The sequence below is a fragment of the Comamonas sp. MYb21 genome, assembly GCF_037479395.1.
Taxonomy (GTDB): domain Bacteria; phylum Pseudomonadota; class Gammaproteobacteria; order Burkholderiales; family Burkholderiaceae_C; genus Comamonas.
On record NZ_JBBGZC010000020.1, the window covers coordinates 16,381 to 33,698 of the forward strand.

A 17,318-nucleotide genomic window follows, 5' to 3' on the forward strand; every position below is an offset into this window, starting at 1 on the left:
AAGTGCGACAATCTAGCGATGTTAGTCGAGAAAAATGCCCCGCTGCAGCAATACAACACCTTTGGCATCATGGCGCGGGCCATGAACCTGGTGCGCGTGCAGGCCCCGCAGGATATCCGTGATTTTTTGGCCCAGCCCCCGTTGGGCGCCAGCCGCCAGGTGGTGGTGCTGGGGGGCGGCAGCAATATCGTCATCACCGGCGATGTCGAGCCCACCGTCTTCAAGATGGAGATCATGGGCAAGCGCCTGGTCGAAGAGACCGACAAGCACTACATCATTGAAGTGGGCGCCGGTGAAGTCTGGCACGAGGTCGTGGCCTGGAGCCTGGCCCAGGGCTACCCCGGGCTGGAGAACCTGGCGCTGATCCCCGGCACCGCAGGTGCGGCGCCCGTGCAGAACATTGGCGCCTATGGCGTGGAGCTGCAAGACCGCTTTGACTCGCTCGATGCGATCGACCTGAGCAATGGCGAGCATTTCAGCCTGCATGCGGCGCAGTGCGCGTTTGGCTACCGGGATTCGGTGTTCAAGCATGCGCCGGCCGAGACCATGCCATTGACGATGATTGCCCGCGCCACCGGCGTGGCCGAGCCTCGGGGCATGGGCCTGGCGGGCCGCGCCGTCATTACCCATGTGCGGCTGCGCCTGGCCAAGGATTGGAAGCCCGAGCTGGGTTACCTGGACCTGGCCCGCAAGCAGGCCGAAAAAGGCATTGCGCAGCCCACGGCACAGGACATCTTTGACTGGGTGGTGGAGATCCGCCGCGCCAAGCTGCCCGATCCAGCGCAGATCGGCAATGCCGGCAGCTTTTTCAAGAACCCGCAGGTCACTGCCGACCAGTGCGAGGACATCATCGCGCGCGAGCCCAAAATTGTGCACTACCCGATGCTGGATGGCAGCATCAAGCTGGCTGCGGGCTGGATGATCGATGCCTGCGGCTGGCGCGGCAAAAGCATTGGCAAGGCCGGCGTCTATGACCGCCAGGCGCTGGTGCTGGTCAACCTGGGTGCGGGCGAGGGCAGCGTGACCGGTGGCGAGGTGGTGACCTTGGCACGCGCGATCCAGACCAGTGTCTATGAGCGCTTTGGTATCCAGCTGGAGCCCGAACCCGTCGTCTGGTAGCTGCGTTAGCGGCTCGAAATGGCTCAGCGCTTGGCTGGCGGAATCCAGCGCGCCAGCGCAGCCGCCGCGCCCCAGGCCAGCAAGCCGATGCAGGCAATGCCGCTGGCCAGCGACAGGCTGCCTGCCAGAAACGACAGCAGCGCTGGCCCCAGCGATGAGCCCAGGTCGGCCGCCAGACGCCATAGCCCGAGAAAATGCGCCCGCGCATGGCGCGGTGCGTGGTCGGCCCCCAAGGTCATGATCAGGCCCGAGCCAATGCCATTGCCAAAGCCCAGCGCCATGGCCGCCAGCAGCAAGGTCGTCACGCTGGCCGTCAGCGGCATCAGCAGCATGGCCGCGCCCATCACCAGCATCGATGGCACGGCCACCCAGCGCCGGCCTTTGAGATCCATCAGCTTGCCGGCGGGGTAGAAGACCAGCATATCGATGGCGCCTGCCAGCCCGTAGACCAGCGAGGCGGCAGCCGGTGCCAGCGCAAGATGGTCGGCCCACAGCGGGATGACCACCTGGCGCGAGGCACGCACGGCGCTGACCAGCAGCACGCCCAGGCCCAGCGTGAGAAACAGCCGGTGGTGATCGCGCAGAATGCCGGCGATGGACGGTGCCTCGGTGGGCAGCGGCTGGCCCGGCAGCGCGGCGGGCGCCGCCAGATCGGGCACGCGCAGGCCAATGGCTGCGGCGCAGAGGACGCCCACAATGCCCACCGCAAAAGCGGCATGCAGGCCCCAGGTATGCATGGCCCAGGCGCCAATAAAGGGCCCGATGAACATGCCGATGCGCATCACCCCACCCAGGGTGGACAGCGCCCGCGCGCGGTAGGACACGGGCACGGCCTCGGTCAGATAGCTTTGCCGCGCCAGGTTGTAGACCGCCTGCGACATGCCCACCATCAGGCAGCCCAGCGCAAACAGCCACAGCTGCTGGGTGGCCAGGCAGAGGGCCATGCCGATCGCGCTCCACAGGCCAGCGGCCACAATCGCCCAGCGCTCGCCCCAGCGGGCTGTGATCAGCGATGCCGGGATATTGCTCAGCAAGGAGCCAATGCTGACCAGCCCCACCACCAGCGCGGCGATGGGCACTGACGCGCCCAGATCGCGCGCCATCAGCACGATGACCGGCAGCACCGCACCTTCGCCAATGCCAAACAGCAGCGAAGGCCCAAAGGCCGCCACGGCAATGCGGCGCAGCGAGAATGCTGCGTCGCTGTCTAGGGCCGGATCGGATGCGGGAGGAGGGGAGCTGGGCGTGCCCATGGTCGCGGTAAGGTGGGTATCAATCTGCGCTGGTTGCCTGGGGTGCTGTGTGGATCAGCACCTCAACCGCAGATTGTGCGCCTGCCCGCCGCTTGGGTGGCGCTGATGCTGTCGCGGGCAGAACTCGGCCTGCGCGGCTTATTTGAGGCTGCCCGAGAGGAAGCGTGCCAGACGCTCACTCTTGGGGTTGGCCAGCACCTCGCGCGGCGGGCCTTGCTCTTCGATCAGGCCCTGGTGCAGAAAGATCACATGGTTGGAGACCTCGCGGGCAAAGCCCATCTCATGCGTCACGACCAGCATGGTTCGGCCTTCCTGGGCGAGGACCTGCATCACGCGCAGCACCTCACCGACCAGCTCGGGGTCGAGGGCAGAGGTGGGCTCGTCAAACAGCATCACCTCGGGCTCGACCGCTAGCGCACGCGCAATGGCCACGCGCTGCTGCTGGCCGCCACTCATATGGTTGGGGTAGCTGTCTTCCTTGTTTTCCAGGCCCACCAGCTTGAGGTACTTGCGGGCGCGGGCGACGGCCTCGTCCTTGCTGATGCCCAGCACATGCACCGGCACTTCGATGATGTTCTGCATCACCGTCATGTGGGCCCAGAGGTTGAAGTGCTGGAACACCATCGCCAGCTTGCTGCGCAGGCGCTGGAGCTGCTTGGGGTCCACCGCGTCCAGCGCGCCATTGCGGCCGGTGCGCAGCTGCAGGCTTTCGCCAGCCACGATGATCTGGCCTTGCTGGGGCTGCTCCAGCAGGTTGATGCAGCGCAGAAAGGTGCTCTTGCCCGAGCCGGAGCTGCCGATGATGCTGATCACGTCGCCAGCGCAGGCGTTGAGCGAGACGCCCTTGAGCACCTGGTTGCTGCCATAGCTCTTGTGGATGTCCAGCGCCTGCAGTTTGTAGTTGGATGCGTTCATATCTCGATGCTCGAATGTCTTAGGCCTTGCGCGGGGCCAGGTAGCCCAGGAAACGGCGCTCGGCGAGGCGGAAGATGCCAATCAGGATGAAGGTGATGCTCAGGTAGATGGCAGCTGCCGCGATATAGGCTTCAAACGGCAGGTAGTAGTCCGAGTACACCCGGCTGGCAGCGCCGGTCAGGTCCACCAGCGACGGCACGGTCGAGGCCAGGCTGGTCGAATGCAGCATCATCACCACCTCGTTGCTGTAGGCGGGCAGGGTGCGGCGGATGGCGCTGGGCATCACGATGCGGCGCATCAGCTGCCAGCGGCTCATGCCCATCGCGCGGGCCGCTTCCACTTCGCCCTTGTAGGTCTCGCGGATCGAGCCGGCGAGCATCTCGGCCGTGTAGGCGGCGTTGTTCAAGGTGAAGGCGAGGAACGCGCAGAAGAACGGCTCCTTGAAGTAGGTCCAGGGCCAGACCGCATCCCAGCGCGCCTGAACCCATTCAAGCTGCGAGAAGCCGTAGTAGATCAGGTAAACCTGGATCAGCAGCGGCGTGCCGCGCATGAAATAGGTAAAGGCGCCCACGCTTTTGCGCAGCAGCCAGGAGCGGCTGACCAGCGCGAGCGCGCCCAGCAGCGCCAGCACAGCGCCAATGGCCAGGCTGGACAGCAGCAGCTTGAGGGTGGTGACCAGGCCCTCGCCGTACAGCGCAAGGGTGTCGGGCTGAAAAATGACTTCCCAGTTCATAGCTGCACCTTTTCGGTTCCCAGGCTGTAGCGGGCATTGAGACGGCCCAGCGCCCACAGCGATACCGATGTGTAGACCAGGTACAGCGCAGCGGTGAAGAGGAAGAAGATAAAGGGCTCGCGCGCAGCGGCGCTGGCCTGCTTGGCCAGGTAGGTCATGTCTTGCAGGCCGATCAGGCTGACCAGCGCGGTGGCCTTGATCAGCACCAGCCAGTTATTGGTAAAGCCGGGCAATGCATAGCGCACCATTTGCGGCAAGGTGATGCGAAAGAAGGTCTTGACCGGACTCATGCCGAAGGCCCAGGCCGCTTCCATCTGGCCCTTGGGGATGGCCAGGATCGCGCCCCGGAAGGTTTCGGTCATATAGGCGCCGTAGATAAAGCCGATCGTGAACGAGCCGGCCACAAAGGGGTTGAGGTCGACCGAGCTTTCGCTGCCCATCTTCTCAAGCAAGGTATTGAGGCCGATGGCGCCGCCGTAGAAGACCAGCAGCATCATCACCAGCTCAGGGATGCCGCGCACGATGGAGGTGTAGACCGTCGCCAGCACCACCAGCGGGCGGCGGCCCGACAGCTTGGCACTGGCGCCCAGCAGGCCCAGCACGGTGGCAATGGCCGCTGATGCCAGTGAGACCGCTACCGTCAGCAGCGAGCCCATCAGGATCGATTGAAAGTAATCACTCATAGTTTTTGGCCTTAGGCGCCGTGATTGCGGTACGCAATCGGGCCCATGGATGGCCTGGTGTTTGCCTTGGGGGGGCGCTGCAAAAAGGCTTGGCACCATGGAATTGCGGCGCGATTCATCCAGTATGAAGACTCTGGAGCAGCGCGCCGCTTGGTGTTAGCCCTGATCGAGGACGCGGTGGCGCCAGGGGCGCGACCGCGTTTTGCAAAGATCAGTTGCCGTAGGGGTCGAAATCGAAGTACTTCTTGGCAATCGTGGCATAGGTGCCATTGCTGCGGATGGTCTTGATCGCTTCGTTGATCTGCTTTTTCAGGTCGCCCTGGTTCTTGCGCAGCGCAATGCCGATGCCATCACCGTAGTACTTGGTCTCGTACTGGTCCGGGCCCTTGTAGCCGTAGTCGGCGCCTTCGGCCTTGCGCAGGAAGCCGCCGTTGACTTCGACCTTGTCAGCCACGGTGCCGTCAAGGCGGCCGGACTTGATGTCCAGGTAGACCTGGTCCTGGGCTTCATAAGGCACGATGGTCGCGCCTGCAGGCTTGAGCTCGCCATTGGCCCACTTCTCTTGGGTCGAGCCCTTGAGCACGCCGATCTTCAGGCCCTTGGCCGAAGCCGGGCCCTTGTATTCCACGCTTTTCTTCAGCACCACGGCGCTGGGCGTCTTGTAGTAGCGGTCGCTGAAATCGACCACGCGGCGGCGCTCGTCGGTCATCGACATGGAGCTGACGATGACGTCGTATTTCTTGGCTTGCAGGCCGGGGATCATGCTGTCCCAGACTTGCTCGACAAACACGCACTTGCGCTTGATCTGCTCGCACACCGCCTTGGCGATGTCCACGTCAAAACCGGTGACTTCGCCTTGGGGCGTCTTGTAGGTAAACGGTTCGTAGGTCGGGTCGACAGCTACTTTCAGGTCTGCAGCAAACGCAGGGGCGGCGATAGCGGCCACTGCCAGTGCGATCAAGGTTTTACGCATAGTGAATCCTCGGATCCGAATGTTGATAAGGTGGCTAGCATGCTAGTGCTTTTGCTGCCCGCCGTCGGGGTCTCAAATCGGCTTGTGGCGACCCGGCGACAGCTCTGTGCTGTGCTTTGTGGCAAAGCGGCGAGCTTGTGCGCATTATCACCAGCCTAAACGGCCATTGAGCGCAAAAATCGACGTTGAAGCGTCAATTTTTACGCCCTATCCAGGGAAACACTAATAAGTATGGGTTGTGACGGTCGATTCGATCGTCTATTTTGTCGAAACGTCCGCGCTTACTTCTTCCAGTAGCCTGGGCGAATCAGCAGACTGTGGACGCGGTAGGGTGCCTTTTCCTCGATGCCGATGTCCATCGGTACATAGGCCTTGTCGCACTGCAGCAGGTAGCTGGTGATGTAAGGGGTCGGGCTGGTCATCTGCGCGCCGACCTTGCAGCTGCCCACGCTTTGGTGCACATCGTTGAACACCTGCTTCATCTGGTCGGACGTAACCTGCTTGTTGAAGTCTTCGGTAAAAGTCTTGGCATCGGGCACAGCGGCCTTGCCTTCAAAGGCGGCGAGCAGCGCCTGGAAGCGCTGGGCCAGCGCCTTTTCAGCAGCCGGGTTGGGCGCAGGGGCCTGGGGCGCTGCCTCGGCTGCGGGCGGCGTGGCTGCCGCTGCTGGATTGGCCGCTCCCTGGCTGCTTTGGGCCTGGGCCGCCAAAGCGGCGCAGGCCAGCGCGGTGGACAACAGGGCGTGGCGGGACTTACGGTGCATGCGGGTTTCCTTGGTGTTGTTTTGCATCTGGCCATCCTAGGCGCAGTGGGCGCGCTGGTGGTAACACTTGGTGTTCAGATGCTGGGGGATGAAAGGGGCTGCAGATGGCTTTTTTGGGGCCTGCCATGCAAGCCATCAAGGGTGAGCAGCGCAGTTGCTGCACTTGCCACCTTGCTCGGGTCCCCCACTGTGCACCTGCGCACCCCGACCCGCATGCCATCCAAGGCCGTAATAGCGCTTGAGAATTGGCCTACATGGTGGGTCGATGCAAAACCGGGCAAGGCCTGTATCCATGCGCTTGTGCGGCGCGCGGCGGTGGCCGGGGCGGGCCCGCTTTCATCTTGGCGACCCGGTTTTGGCGCCGTTGCAGCTAAGGTGTCGCGCAGTGATAGGCAACCGTTTAAGGATATAGAGATGAATGGCGCACACAGTCTGGTCAAGACTTTGCTGGCTGCAGGGGTGGATACCTGCTTTGCAAACCCTGGTACCAGCGAGATGCACTTTGTAGCAGCTTTGGACCAGATCCCCGGCATGCACTGCGTTCTGGGCCTGCAGGAGAACGTGGTCACCGGGATGGCCGATGGCTACTACCGCATCGCCCGCAAGCCCGCCTGCACCTTGCTGCACTGCGGCCCGGGCCTGGCCAATGGCCTGGCCAATTTGCACAATGCGCGGCGCGCGCGCAGCGGCATTGTCAATATCGTGGGCGACCAGGCCACCTACCACCGGCCTTTTGATGCGCCGCTGACGGCTGATACCGATGGCCTGGCGCGCGCCGTATCGGGCTGGGTGCATACCAGCACGCACAGTGCGGACCTGGGCCAGGATGCGGCGATGGCCGTGCGTGCCGCCTCGACCTTTCCCGGTCAGATCGCCAGCCTGATCCTGCCGGCCAATGTGTCCTGGGACGAAGGTGGTGTGGTGGCGCAACCGCTGCCCCTGCCTGCGCCGCTCGCAGCGGATGGCCATGCGATCGATGAAGCGGCAAGGGTGCTGCGCCAGGCGGGCGGCAAGGCCTTGATTCTGCTGTCGGGCGCGGCGGTGTTTGCGCCGGCCCAGGCGCTGGTGTGGCGGCTCGCGCAGGCGAGCGGCGCTGCCGTGCTGGCCGAGTACGGCGCATCGCACCTGCAGCGCGGCCAAGGCCGCATGGCGCTGGAGCGCGTGCCCTATGGCATGGAGGCCGCGATCCAAACCCTGGCCCGGTTTGAGCACATCATCCTGGTGGGCGCCAAGCCGCCGGTGGGCTTTTTTGCCTACCCCGGCCTGCCGTCGACCCAGTACCCGGCAAGCGCCCAGTTGCATGTGCTGACGCGCCCCGAGCAGGAGCCGCTGGCTGCGCTGCAGGCCCTGGTGGATGCGCTGCAGGCGCCGCAAGTGGCCATCCCCGATCCAGGCCCCCGGCCCGAGGCGGCCGTTGGTGCCCCCACGCCCGAGAGCCTGGCGCGCACCGTGGCGGCGCTGATGCCCGAGGGCGCCATCGTCTCGGACGAGAGCATCTCCTACGGCCGGGGCTTTTACCCGCACACCCATGCCGCGCCGGCGCATGACTGGCTGCACCTGGCCGGCGGCGCGATTGGCGATGGCATGCCGGTGGCGACCGGCGCGGCCATTGGTGCGGGCAAGCAGCGCCGGGTGATCAATCTGCAGGCCGATGGCTCTGCCATGTATTCGCTGCAATCGCTGTGGACGCAGGCGCGCGAGCAGCTGCCTGTCACCACCGTCGTGCTGAACAACAGCCGCTACAACATTTTGATTGGCGAATACAAGGGCGTGGGCGCCACGCCGGGCGCCACCGCCATGCAGATGCTGGACCTGGGCAACCCCTCGATTGGCTGGGTGAAGCTGGCCGAAGGCATGGGCGTGGAAGCGGCGCGCGCCACGACCATGGAGGAATGCGCCCGGCTGATGCAGGCCAGTTTTGCTAAATCCGGCCCCTTCTTGATTGAACTGATAATTTAATAAATTCTGAACATACAGGTTTGGAAGTCACCTACACTGCTGCCTGACCATGCTCCAACGCCTGCGCAGCCGCCCCCGCTTCTCCGCCGTCATCACGGCGGTTTTTGCGTTGCTGCTGCTCGTGGCATCGCTGGCAGGTGTGCAGGTGCGCGTGCTGGCGCAGCCCATTGCGGCGGCGCTGGCGGCCGATGTATGCAGCGTCAATGCACCGGCGCTGGATGTGGCGCTGGCCCATGGCGAGCACCTGGCAGCGGATGATCTTCTGCCGGATGGCAGCGACAGCCACAGCGCGCACAGCGCCCATGGCGCCGATTGCGTGCTGTGTATTGCGATGGCGCTGCCACTGGCCTTTGCCGCCGATGTGCACCGGCCAGCGGCCCCTGCCTTCCACCCGCAGTGGCAGGCCCAGTCGGCTCACTACCCCGAAACGCCGGGCGCGCCACTGCCCGCGCGCGGCCCGCCTCCCGTTCTTGTCTAACGCACTTATGCCGCAGTGATGCTGCCGCTGCTCTCCGCGCCCATCGCGCGGGGAGGGCGGCCGCGCAGCCTCTGCAACCCATGGGCCTCTTCGTCATGTCTGCTTTAGCCGCCTTCGCTGCGGCCGGCTGGGCATGGCTGCGTGCGCCCCCACCACATTGATGCAAGCCGCTGCGCCCAGCAGCGCTTGCTGCGAGAGACATTGATGACTTCCTACTTTTTGGAGGCGGCGCCGGGCCTGCGCCTGCCAGCCCCACCGCGCGCCCGCTTGCAGCGTCCGCAGATGGCGCTATCCGCACTGGTCTTGGCCACCAGCTCTGCCTGGGCGCAAAGCCCTGCTGCATCATCAGTACCTGCGGCCAGCGTGCCGGAGATCAGCCTGCAGGAGACCGTCGTAACCGCAGTGCATGAGCATTCGCCGCTGCAGGTGGTGGCTGATCCCAAGCAGCCGCGCCAACCGGTGCCAGCGAGTGACGCGGCCGACTACCTCAAAAGCATTCCGGGCTTCTCGGCGATCCGCAGTGGGGGCTCCAACAGCGACCCGGTGTTCCGGGGCCAGTTTGGCTCGCGCCTGCCGATATTGACCAATGGGCAGACCTTGTTGGGCGCCTGCCCGGCGCGCATGGATTCGCCCAGCTCCTATATCTCGCCCGAGACCTACGATGTGCTGACGGTGGTCAAAGGCCCGCAGACGGTGATCTGGGGGCCGGGCGCATCGGCCGGAGTGGTGCGATTTGACCGCGAACGGCCCGAACTGGACAGCGGCCAGGTGCGGCTGTCTGCCAGCCTGCAAGGCGGCACCGCCGCGCGCAGCGACCAGAACATCGACCTGCTGGCCGGCAATGCCGCGTATTACCTGCGCCTCACCTCCAACCATTCGCAAAGCAAGGACTACCGCGACGGCGATGGCCAGCGCGTGCCCTCGCACTGGGACAAATGGAACACCGAAGTCGCCATTGGCTGGACGCCCGATGCCAACACCTGGCTGGAGCTGAGCGCCGGCCAAGGCGATGGCGAGGCTCGCTATGGCGGCCGGGGCATGGATGGCAGCCAGTTCAAGCGCGAAAGCTATGGCCTGCGGCTGGAGAAAAAGAACATGAGCGAGCGATTGACCAAGCTGGAAGCGCAGCTCTATTACAACCGCGCCGACCATGTAATGGACAACTTCAGCCTGCGGCCCTTTGTGCCGGAAGGGGGCATGTCCATGCCGATGGCGGCCAATGTACGGCGCACCACCACCGGCATGCGCGTGGCCACCACCTGGCAGCTGGGCCCGCACACCGAAGCGGTGCTGGGCGTCGATGCCATGGGCAGCCCGCATGACAGCCGGTCGGGCACGGAGATGCAGTCCTACCGCAGCAAGCCCTGGGCGCGGGATGCCAAGTTCAGCAACCAGGGCCTGTTTGCGCAGGCCACGCAGCACCTGGGTAGTGAAGACAAGCTCGTCGCCGGCCTGCGGCTGGACCGGGCACAGGCCTGGCGCTACCCCAGCGACAGCGGCATGGGCGGCATGGAGGGCATGGGCGATATGGGCACGATGGGTGGCATGCAGGCCATGGCCGGCATGGATGCCAGCATGGCCGCCACGGCCAGCAACCACCGCGAGCGCAGCGCCATGCCCAGTGGCTTTCTGCGCTGGGAGCGTGCCCGCGCCGATGGCAGCACGCTTTACGCCGGTATTGGCCATGTGCAGCGCTTTCCGGATTACTGGGAGCGGATATCGCCCAGCAACAGCGCAGCCGACAAGGGCGATGCCTTCAACCACCTGCAGCCGGAGAAAACCACGCAGATCGATGTGGGCGCGAGCTGGAAGGGCGCAGACTGGCAGCTCTGGACCTCCGCCTATGTCGGCCAGGTGCAGGACTATCTGCTGTTTGACTATGCCGGCATGGCCGCCAACGTACGCAATGTACAGGCGCGCACCGCCGGTGCCGAGCTGGGTGGCAGCTACCGGCTGACCCCCGGCCTGACCGCCCAGGCCACCCTGGCCTACAGCTGGGCCCGCAACCGCAGCGATGGCAAACCGCTGCCGCAGGTGCCGCCGCTCGAAGCCAAGCTGGGCCTGGACTACCGGCAAGGCCCCTGGAGCGCTGGCGCGCTGTGGCGCCTGGTTGCCGCGCAGCACCGCTATGCCAGCGGCCAGGGCAATGTCGTGGGCCAGGATCTGGGGCCCAGTGCCGGCTTTGGCGTGCTGTCGCTCAATGCCGGCTACAAGATCAGCGAGCAGTTACGCCTGACGGCCGGTATCGACAATGTCTTTGGCAAGACCTATGCCGAGCACCTGAACCTGGCTGGCAATGCGGGCTTTGGTTTCCCCGGTGGCGTGCGCATCAACGAGCCGGGTCGCACCTTGTGGCTGCGGGGCGATGTGAAGTTCTGATGCAGGCCTGCGCCGCTGCCAGCGAGGTGCTGGTGGCGGCGCTGCGGCTTGGCACTCTTTGAACAGGTTCTTACAGCGGTACGCGCAGAAAAAGCACAATCACCACGCCCAGCGCCAGGTTCAGCGCGACGAGCTGGCGAATCTGGCCCAGGGCCTTGCCGCCTGCCGGCCAGTCCTTGGCGTTAACGGCGCGGTCCAGGCGCTTGAACAGCGCAAAGCGGATATGGCCAAACACGGCCATCATCGCCAGGCCCAGCACGGCCATCACCATCCAGGAAACGGGCATGCTGAACTTGGCACCGGCCTGCGCGGCCATGGTATGGACCAGGCCCATCATGCCGATGCCCGACAGCAGCACAGCGGCGATGATGACCAGCACCACGGCAAAGAAGCGCCCCAGCACATCGCGCATCAGCACCAGGCGCTGAGGGGGTTCGAGCTGCTGCAGCGCAGGGCGCAGAAAGAAATGTGCAAAGGCCATGCCGCCCAGCCAGACGATGATGGACAGCAGGTGCACGGTTTTGAGAATGATGTAGAGCATCGGGGGGCGCCGTTTATTTTGTGTGGGGATGCGCTATGGTACGCGCCAAGGCGCCTCGGCTGGGGATGCGGGCCTGCTTTAAAAAATGCCCATGGTTAGACCTGCTGCCATGGCTTCGCCCAGTTCGCGGCAGCGCTGCAGATCGTCGGCGCCAATCTGCTTGGTCGCGGCAATGGCCTCAGGCGTTTGGGCATGGGTGCAGACAATCAGCGGCTCGGCAATGGGCTTGAGCCGCCAGCCGGTCGCGATGCGGGCAATTTGGCGCGCCGCGTTGCTGCCATCGCTGCCAGCGCAGATGAGGGCGGCATAGGGGCGGCCCTCAATGCGGTCCAGCGCCGCGTAGTAGCAGCGGTCAAAAAAGTCCTTCATCAGCCCACACATCGCAGCCAGGTTCTCGGGACAGACAAACAGGTAGCCGCTGGCGTCCAGCACATCGGCAGGCCCGGCATCGGGCGCGCACAGCAGGCGCACTTCCACCCCGGCCTGGCTGGCGGCAGCCGCACGCGCGGCCTCGGCCATCTGGCGGCTGCCATCCGTGTGGCTGTGGTAGACGATCAGGAGTTGGGGGCTGTCCATGGTAGCAAGCATAGTGGCAAAGGCGGCTGTCATCTGCAGGACGCGGGGCCGCACCATCGGCTGCGTTGCATGCTAGATTGGCTGATCGCTACCGAGGCTTGGCCACAAGGCACACCACCATGAACGCATTGTTTGAACGCATTTCTACCAGCTTCCACGCCCAAGGGCTGATGCAGACCCTGGGCGCAAGCCTGCTGTCCGTGCAGCCGGGGGAGGTGCAGATTGCGCTGCCCTACCAAAAGGCGCTGTCGCAGCAGCATGGCTTTTTGCATGCCGGCGCGGTGAGCAGCGTGGTGGACGGCGCGGCAGGCTATGCGGCGCTGACGGTGGCGGCCGAGGGCTATGAGGTGGTCACGGCCGAGTTCAAGATCAACCTGATGCGGCCTGCGATTGGCGAGCGCTTTGTCGCCATTGGCAAGGTGGTGAACGCTGGCAAGCTGCTGACGGTTTGCAGCGGCGAGGTGCTGGCCTATGGCGCAGATGCGGCAGTGCCACCTAAGGTGGTGGCGCTGCTGCAGGCGACGATTGTCAATGTGAAGTACTGAGACGACCACCAGCAGCCCACCAGGGACCGCTGCAGCTGCGCCTTCCGATTACGTGCTCAGTCCTGCCACTGGAACAGCGGCGGCTGCTTGCCCACAAAGCGGGCGATGGCCTCCTGGTGAAAGGCGCTTTCGCGGCACAGCGTCTGGGCCAGCGCTTCTTGCTGGTAGATCTCGTCGCGCTGGGTCTCAAAGGCGCGGTTCATTACGCGTTTGGTGTAGCCCATCGCCTCGGTCGGTGCGCTGGCAAAGCGCTCGGCAAAGGCCAGCGCGTCGGCCAGCACGTCTTCGCTGGTGATCTTGTAGACCATGCCCATCTGCTGCGCCTCAGGGGCGGCGACGACGCGTGCGGTAAAGGCCAGCTCCTTGGCCGCTTGCAGGCCCACCAGGCGCGGCAGCAAATACATGCCGGCCAGATCGGGCACAAAGCCGATCTTGGCAAACACGCAGCAGAACTTGGCAGAGGGCGCGGCCAGCACAAAATCAGCCGCCAGGGCCAGCGACAGGCCGGCGCCAAAGGCGCTGCCCTGCACGGCGGTGATGACGGGCTTTTCCATGTCCAGCAGCTCGTCAAACCAGCGGTGCAGGCCCAGCATGCGGTTGCGGCTGTCAAACACATCTTGCTTGCCGGCAACAGCGGCCTGCATGCTCTTGATGTCGCCGCCGGCGCAGAAATGGCCGCCAGCCCCCGTCAGCACCACGGCCTTGATCGCGCGGTCATCGCGCACCTGCGGGATCAGGCGGCTGAAATCCTCGCGCATCTGCTCGTCGAGTGCATTGCGGGCCTGGGGGCGGTTCATCGTCAGCACGGCAGTGGTGCCATGCATGCTCAGGGTCAGGGCGGTCATATCAGTCGGTTTTCAACAATAAAACGGTAGGGCGGGCCAGGGGCGGGAGCGGGGGCTATTCGGCGCGGATGCCCAGCTTTTGGGCCACCGGTATCCAGCGTTCGCGCTCGGAGGCCACAAACTGCCCCCATTCTGCGGTGCTGGCCGCAATCGGCTGCGCACCTATGCGACGCAGACGCTCTTGCACATCGGGCTTGGCCAGGGACTGGTTGATGGCCCGGGCCATGCGCGCCACTGCGTCAGCCGGCGTGCCGCTGCGGGCCACCACGCCAAACCAGGCGCTGGCCTCGGTATCGCCAAAGCCCAGCTCAGCCAAGGTGGGCACCTGGGGCAGCGCTGCAAAACGCTGTTTGTCCAGTATCGCCAGCGGCACAATGCGCCCACCAATGGCCTGCTGCATGCAGGAGGGCAGCGCGTCGAACATGATGTCCACATTGCCCCCCATCATGCTGGTGATGGCCGGTGCGCTGCCGGAAAACGGCACATGGGTGACCTGGAAACCCATGCGCTCGGCGGCATATTCGCCCGCCAGGTGGGTGATGTTGCCGCTGCCGGCCGAGCCCATGCTGAGCGTCTTGCCCTGGCGCTGCGCCTGCTGGGCGAGCGTGATCAGCGCGCGCAGATCGCTGGCGCCCAGGTCCTTGCGGGTGACCAGCAGCAAAGGCGCCTTGCCCAGGCCCGCAATGGGCACAAAATCCTTGACCGGGTCATAGCTCATCTTGGCGTAGATGGCGCTGTTGATGACGAGCGGCGCATTGGAGCCGACAAAGAAGGTCAGCCCATCGGCGGGGGCGCGCAGCGCCGTCTCGGCCGCAATCATGCCGGCGGCGCCGGCCTTGTTCTCGATGACGATGGGCTGGCCCGTGCTCTGGCCCACATCCTGGGCCACGATGCGCGTGATCTGGTCGGCGGCGCCGCCCGCAGGGTAGGGCACGACCCAGCGCAAGGGGGCATCGGCCGCGCGTGCCAGCCAGGGGCTGGCCAGGCTGGCGGCTGCGCTCCATTGCACAAGACGGTGGTGGAACTGGCGTCGGGATACGGGCATCAACTGTCTCCTAGGCAGCATCTAGTTATCGGCATGTGGGGCGCTGCCTGCCCCAGCATCCATGCAGGCTAGGGCCGTTTTTGGGTAGCGTCCAATACCAAATTGCACTCAGCTGATATGCAGGCGCATGCGGGCTTTAACCGTATGCTCTGGCTCATTCGGCGCACAGCGCTGACCACATCGAGACCTACCCGGAACCAGGAGTCCCTTCCATGACTGCATTTTTGAAGTACGAACAGCAAGGCCATGTCGTTACCCTGACGATGAGCCAGCCCGAGCGCCGCAATCCGCTGACCGGCAACACGGCGGTGGCTGAGATCCTGGCCGCCTGCGAGACCATTGCGGCCGACAGCAGCGTGCGGGCGGTCATCCTGACGGGCGAAGGCCCCGCGTTCTCGTCGGGCGGTGATATCAAGACCATGCAGCAGCAGTCTTTTGGCGATGTCGATGGCATGCGCATCCGCGATGACTACCGCCGTGGCATCCAGCGCCTGCCGCTGGCGCTGTTCAACCTGGAAGTACCCACCATCGCGGCGATCAATGGTGCGGCAGTAGGCGCGGGCCTGGACCTGGCCTGCATGTGCGACCTGCGCGTGGCCTCGGACAAGGCCAAGTTTGCCGAGAGCTTTGTGAAGATGGGCATCATCCCCGGCGACGGAGGTGCCTGGCTGCTGCCCCGGGTGATTGGCATGGCGCGCGCGGCCGAGCTGTCACTGACCGGCCGCATGATCGATGCCGCCACCGCCTTGCAGTGGGGCCTCGTGTCGCAGGTGGTGCCGGCCGAGGAACTGCTGAACGCCGCCAACGCCCTGGCCAGCGAGATTGCGGCCAACCCGCCCCAGGTCACCCGCATGACCAAGAAGCTGATGCGCGAGGGTATGCACCAAAGCCTGGCTTCGCTGCTGGAGCTGTCCGCTGCCTACCAGGCACTGGCGCACCAGACAGCTGACCACCGCGAAGCCGTGAGCGCCTTCCTTGAAAAGCGCACCCCTGAGTTCAAGGGCTAACGCAGCGTTCTTCCCCTAGCCGAAGGCTTGCTGGATCTGGCCCGCCAGCTGCAGTGCCTGCGCCTCGCTCGTGATATTGGCAAAGCCCATCAACAGGCCTTGGCGCGGCGCGGCATCAATATACCAGCGCGACAGCGGGTGCATGGCCAGGCCTAGCGCGCGGGCGCGCTGGGCCACCAGGCTGTCGTTGTCGCCGTCCTGGATCTGGCCGAGAAGGTGCAGACCGCCGGGCTGCAAGTCAATGCGCAGGCGATCGCCCAGCACTTGCTGAAAACTGCGCTGTGCGACTGCGCGGCGCTCGGCATACAAGAGCCGCATCTTCTTGAGGTGGCGGGCAAAGTGGCCCTGGGCCATGAAGTCGGCCACGCTGGCCTGCAGCAGGTAGGGGCAACCGGCATTGAGGTTGGAGCTGACAGCCTGAAAGCGCGGCACGACCTCGAGCGGCACCACCGCGTAGGCCAGGCGCAGACCGGGAAACATCACCTTGCTGAAGGTGCCGGCGTAGATCACGCGGTCCTGCCGGTCCAGGCTTTTGAGGGCGGGCAGGGGCCGGCCCTGGTAGCGGAACTCGCTGTCATAGTCGTCCTCGATGATCCAGCTGCCGGCTTCGTGCGCCCATTCGAGCAGCGCCATGCGCCGCTCCAGCGACAAGGTCACGCCCAGCGGGCTTTGGTGCGAAGGCGTCACCATCGCAAACCGCGCATAGGGGCTCAGCTGCCGGCCCGCATCCACCTGCAGGCCCTGGGTATCGACGGGTACGGGCACAATCTGCACGGCGGCATTTTGCAAAAACGGCCGCGCCAGGATATAGCCCGGGTCCTCAAACCAGAAGGCATCGCCAGGGCTGGCTAGGCTGCGCAGGCTCAGCTCCAGGGTGTTGCGCAGGCCGGTGGTGACAAAGACCTGCTCGGGCACGCAGGTCACGCCGCGCGACACCGCCAGGTAGGCCGCTATGCGCTGGCGCAACTCCTCATCGCCTTGCGGGTTGGGGTAGGCGAGGCGGAAGGGCTCGCTGCTGCGCAGGCGGTGGGTGACCAGCCGGTTCCAGACCTTGCGCGGAAAGGCATCGATCGCTGGCAGGCCCAGCTGCAAGGGGCGCGGCTGCAGGCCGTCGTGGTCTACGATATCGGCGGCTGGTGGCTGGGCCATGGCTTGCGGCGCCGGGGCCGTGGCAGCCGGGGGCAGGCTCGGGGAGATGACGGTGCCCGCCGCCCCGCGTACCTGGAAATAGCCTTCATCGGCCAGGATGCGGTAGGCCAGATCGACGGTGCCGCGCGCCAGGTTCAGCTCGGTGGCCAGCGCCCGCGACGCAGGCACCCGGTCGCCGGCGCGCAGATGGCCTTGCGCAATGGCGGTTTTGAAGCGCTGGCAGATCTGCAGGTACATGGGCAGCTGCAGGCTGCGGTCGACCTGCAGCTGCAGCGCTGGCACAGGGTGGGCGTTGGGAGGGGTAGAGATCATGGCCTAGTCATTTTTGCATTTCTTGGCTCTTTTGGCTTGGCCAAG

17 protein-coding genes are annotated in these 17,318 nt (G+C 65.1%); 6 read left to right on the forward strand and 11 right to left on the reverse strand.

Going from position 1 to position 17,318, the window contains the following annotated elements; translation table 11 throughout:
- The first annotated feature begins 18 nt into the window (after positions 1 to 18).
- Positions 19 to 1,119, forward strand: a complete 1,101-nt coding sequence (murB, locus tag WH367_RS23160) for a UDP-N-acetylmuramate dehydrogenase (RefSeq protein ID WP_339537864.1) — start codon at positions 19 to 21, stop codon at positions 1,117 to 1,119.
- Between the two features lie 23 nt (positions 1,120 to 1,142).
- Here the strand turns inward: murB and WH367_RS23165 are convergent, their stop codons facing one another.
- The 6 genes from WH367_RS23165 to WH367_RS23190 form a co-directional block, all read right to left on the reverse strand.
- The gene (locus tag WH367_RS23165) at positions 1,143 to 2,372 is read right to left on the reverse strand and encodes an MFS transporter (protein WP_339537866.1); all 1,230 of its coding nucleotides are present in this window, start codon (positions 2,370 to 2,372) and stop codon (positions 1,143 to 1,145) included.
- 138 nt (positions 2,373 to 2,510) lie between these two features.
- Positions 2,511 to 3,287: an ABC transporter ATP-binding protein gene (locus WH367_RS23170; protein WP_021026757.1), complete on the reverse strand. Its 777-nt coding sequence runs from the start codon at positions 3,285 to 3,287 to the stop codon at positions 2,511 to 2,513.
- A 19-nt stretch (positions 3,288 to 3,306) separates the two neighbouring features.
- On the reverse strand, positions 3,307 to 4,020 hold the full coding sequence (locus tag WH367_RS23175; protein WP_021026756.1) for an ABC transporter permease: 714 nt from the start codon (positions 4,018 to 4,020) through the stop codon (positions 3,307 to 3,309).
- A complete protein-coding gene (locus WH367_RS23180) occupies positions 4,017 to 4,703 on the reverse strand; it encodes an ABC transporter permease (protein ID WP_021026755.1) in 687 nt (228 codons plus the stop codon). Before WH367_RS23180 ends, WH367_RS23175 begins: the two co-directional genes overlap by 4 nt.
- A gap of 211 nt (positions 4,704 to 4,914) precedes the next feature.
- Complete coding sequence (locus WH367_RS23185) at positions 4,915 to 5,676, reverse strand: transporter substrate-binding domain-containing protein (protein ID WP_027010882.1); 762 nt, start codon at positions 5,674 to 5,676, stop codon at positions 4,915 to 4,917.
- A 281-nt stretch (positions 5,677 to 5,957) separates the two neighbouring features.
- A complete protein-coding gene (locus WH367_RS23190; RefSeq protein WP_339537867.1) occupies positions 5,958 to 6,464 on the reverse strand; it encodes a hypothetical protein in 507 nt (168 codons plus the stop codon).
- 387 nt (positions 6,465 to 6,851) lie between these two features.
- Between WH367_RS23190 and WH367_RS23195 the strand changes: the two genes are divergently transcribed.
- From WH367_RS23195 to WH367_RS23205, 3 genes are all read left to right on the forward strand, one after another.
- Positions 6,852 to 8,396 (forward strand): acetolactate synthase large subunit, encoded by a 1,545-nt coding sequence (locus WH367_RS23195; RefSeq protein ID WP_339537868.1) that lies wholly within the window; start codon positions 6,852 to 6,854, stop codon positions 8,394 to 8,396.
- Positions 8,397 to 8,445: 49 nt separating this feature from the next.
- Complete coding sequence (locus WH367_RS23200) at positions 8,446 to 8,874, forward strand: DUF2946 family protein (protein WP_339537869.1); 429 nt, start codon at positions 8,446 to 8,448, stop codon at positions 8,872 to 8,874.
- Between the two features lie 204 nt (positions 8,875 to 9,078).
- The gene (locus WH367_RS23205) at positions 9,079 to 11,253 is read left to right on the forward strand and encodes a TonB-dependent copper receptor (protein ID WP_339537870.1); all 2,175 of its coding nucleotides are present in this window, start codon (positions 9,079 to 9,081) and stop codon (positions 11,251 to 11,253) included.
- Positions 11,254 to 11,323: 70 nt separating this feature from the next.
- Here WH367_RS23205 and WH367_RS23210 read toward each other — a convergent pair whose 3' ends face one another.
- Positions 11,324 to 11,794 (reverse strand): CopD family protein, encoded by a 471-nt coding sequence (locus tag WH367_RS23210; protein WP_339537871.1) that lies wholly within the window; start codon positions 11,792 to 11,794, stop codon positions 11,324 to 11,326.
- 78 nt (positions 11,795 to 11,872) lie between these two features.
- Positions 11,873 to 12,370, reverse strand: a complete 498-nt coding sequence (locus WH367_RS23215; RefSeq protein WP_339537872.1) for a flavodoxin family protein — start codon at positions 12,368 to 12,370, stop codon at positions 11,873 to 11,875.
- Positions 12,371 to 12,489: 119 nt separating this feature from the next.
- Between WH367_RS23215 and WH367_RS23220 the strand changes: the two genes are divergently transcribed.
- A complete protein-coding gene (locus WH367_RS23220) occupies positions 12,490 to 12,915 on the forward strand; it encodes a PaaI family thioesterase (protein ID WP_339537873.1) in 426 nt (141 codons plus the stop codon).
- Positions 12,916 to 12,971: 56 nt separating this feature from the next.
- Here the strand turns inward: WH367_RS23220 and WH367_RS23225 are convergent, their stop codons facing one another.
- Together WH367_RS23225 and WH367_RS23230 are read right to left on the reverse strand one after the other, a co-directional pair.
- Positions 12,972 to 13,760 (reverse strand): enoyl-CoA hydratase/isomerase family protein, encoded by a 789-nt coding sequence (locus WH367_RS23225; RefSeq protein WP_339537874.1) that lies wholly within the window; start codon positions 13,758 to 13,760, stop codon positions 12,972 to 12,974.
- Positions 13,761 to 13,815: 55 nt separating this feature from the next.
- Positions 13,816 to 14,805 carry a Bug family tripartite tricarboxylate transporter substrate binding protein gene (locus tag WH367_RS23230; protein ID WP_339537875.1) on the reverse strand — a complete coding sequence of 330 codons (990 nt, stop codon included), beginning with the start codon at positions 14,803 to 14,805 and terminating at the stop codon, positions 13,816 to 13,818.
- 212 nt (positions 14,806 to 15,017) lie between these two features.
- Between WH367_RS23230 and WH367_RS23235 the strand changes: the two genes are divergently transcribed.
- Positions 15,018 to 15,812: a crotonase/enoyl-CoA hydratase family protein gene (locus WH367_RS23235; protein ID WP_339537876.1), complete on the forward strand. Its 795-nt coding sequence runs from the start codon at positions 15,018 to 15,020 to the stop codon at positions 15,810 to 15,812.
- 15 nt (positions 15,813 to 15,827) lie between these two features.
- On the opposite strand, the gene pdxR is transcribed toward WH367_RS23235, so the two are convergent.
- Positions 15,828 to 17,273 carry a MocR-like pyridoxine biosynthesis transcription factor PdxR gene (gene pdxR / locus WH367_RS23240; RefSeq protein ID WP_339537877.1) on the reverse strand — a complete coding sequence of 482 codons (1,446 nt, stop codon included), beginning with the start codon at positions 17,271 to 17,273 and terminating at the stop codon, positions 15,828 to 15,830.
- Positions 17,274 to 17,318: the final 45 nt, after the last annotated feature.

Coding starts and splice junctions, on each gene's coding strand:
- WH367_RS23165 (WP_339537866.1), bottom strand. CDS start 2,372: ATGGGCACGCCCAGCTCCCCTCCTCCCGCATCCGATCCGGCCCTAGAC.
- WH367_RS23175 (WP_021026756.1), bottom strand. CDS start 4,020: ATGAACTGGGAAGTCATTTTTCAGCCCGACACCCTTGCGCTGTACGGC.
- WH367_RS23220 (WP_339537873.1), top strand. CDS start 12,490: ATGAACGCATTGTTTGAACGCATTTCTACCAGCTTCCACGCCCAAGGG.
- WH367_RS23225 (WP_339537874.1), bottom strand. CDS start 13,760: ATGACCGCCCTGACCCTGAGCATGCATGGCACCACTGCCGTGCTGACG.
- murB (WP_339537864.1), top strand. CDS start 19: ATGTTAGTCGAGAAAAATGCCCCGCTGCAGCAATACAACACCTTTGGC.
- WH367_RS23230 (WP_339537875.1), bottom strand. CDS start 14,805: ATGCCCGTATCCCGACGCCAGTTCCACCACCGTCTTGTGCAATGGAGC.
- WH367_RS23215 (WP_339537872.1), bottom strand. CDS start 12,370: ATGGACAGCCCCCAACTCCTGATCGTCTACCACAGCCACACGGATGGC.
- WH367_RS23205 (WP_339537870.1), top strand. CDS start 9,079: ATGACTTCCTACTTTTTGGAGGCGGCGCCGGGCCTGCGCCTGCCAGCC.
- WH367_RS23195 (WP_339537868.1), top strand. CDS start 6,852: ATGAATGGCGCACACAGTCTGGTCAAGACTTTGCTGGCTGCAGGGGTG.
- WH367_RS23170 (WP_021026757.1), bottom strand. CDS start 3,287: ATGAACGCATCCAACTACAAACTGCAGGCGCTGGACATCCACAAGAGC.
- pdxR (WP_339537877.1), bottom strand. CDS start 17,273: ATGATCTCTACCCCTCCCAACGCCCACCCTGTGCCAGCGCTGCAGCTG.
- WH367_RS23210 (WP_339537871.1), bottom strand. CDS start 11,794: ATGCTCTACATCATTCTCAAAACCGTGCACCTGCTGTCCATCATCGTC.
- WH367_RS23200 (WP_339537869.1), top strand. CDS start 8,446: ATGCTCCAACGCCTGCGCAGCCGCCCCCGCTTCTCCGCCGTCATCACG.
- WH367_RS23180 (WP_021026755.1), bottom strand. CDS start 4,703: ATGAGTGATTACTTTCAATCGATCCTGATGGGCTCGCTGCTGACGGTA.
- WH367_RS23190 (WP_339537867.1), bottom strand. CDS start 6,464: ATGCAAAACAACACCAAGGAAACCCGCATGCACCGTAAGTCCCGCCAC.
- WH367_RS23185 (WP_027010882.1), bottom strand. CDS start 5,676: ATGCGTAAAACCTTGATCGCACTGGCAGTGGCCGCTATCGCCGCCCCT.
- WH367_RS23235 (WP_339537876.1), top strand. CDS start 15,018: ATGACTGCATTTTTGAAGTACGAACAGCAAGGCCATGTCGTTACCCTG.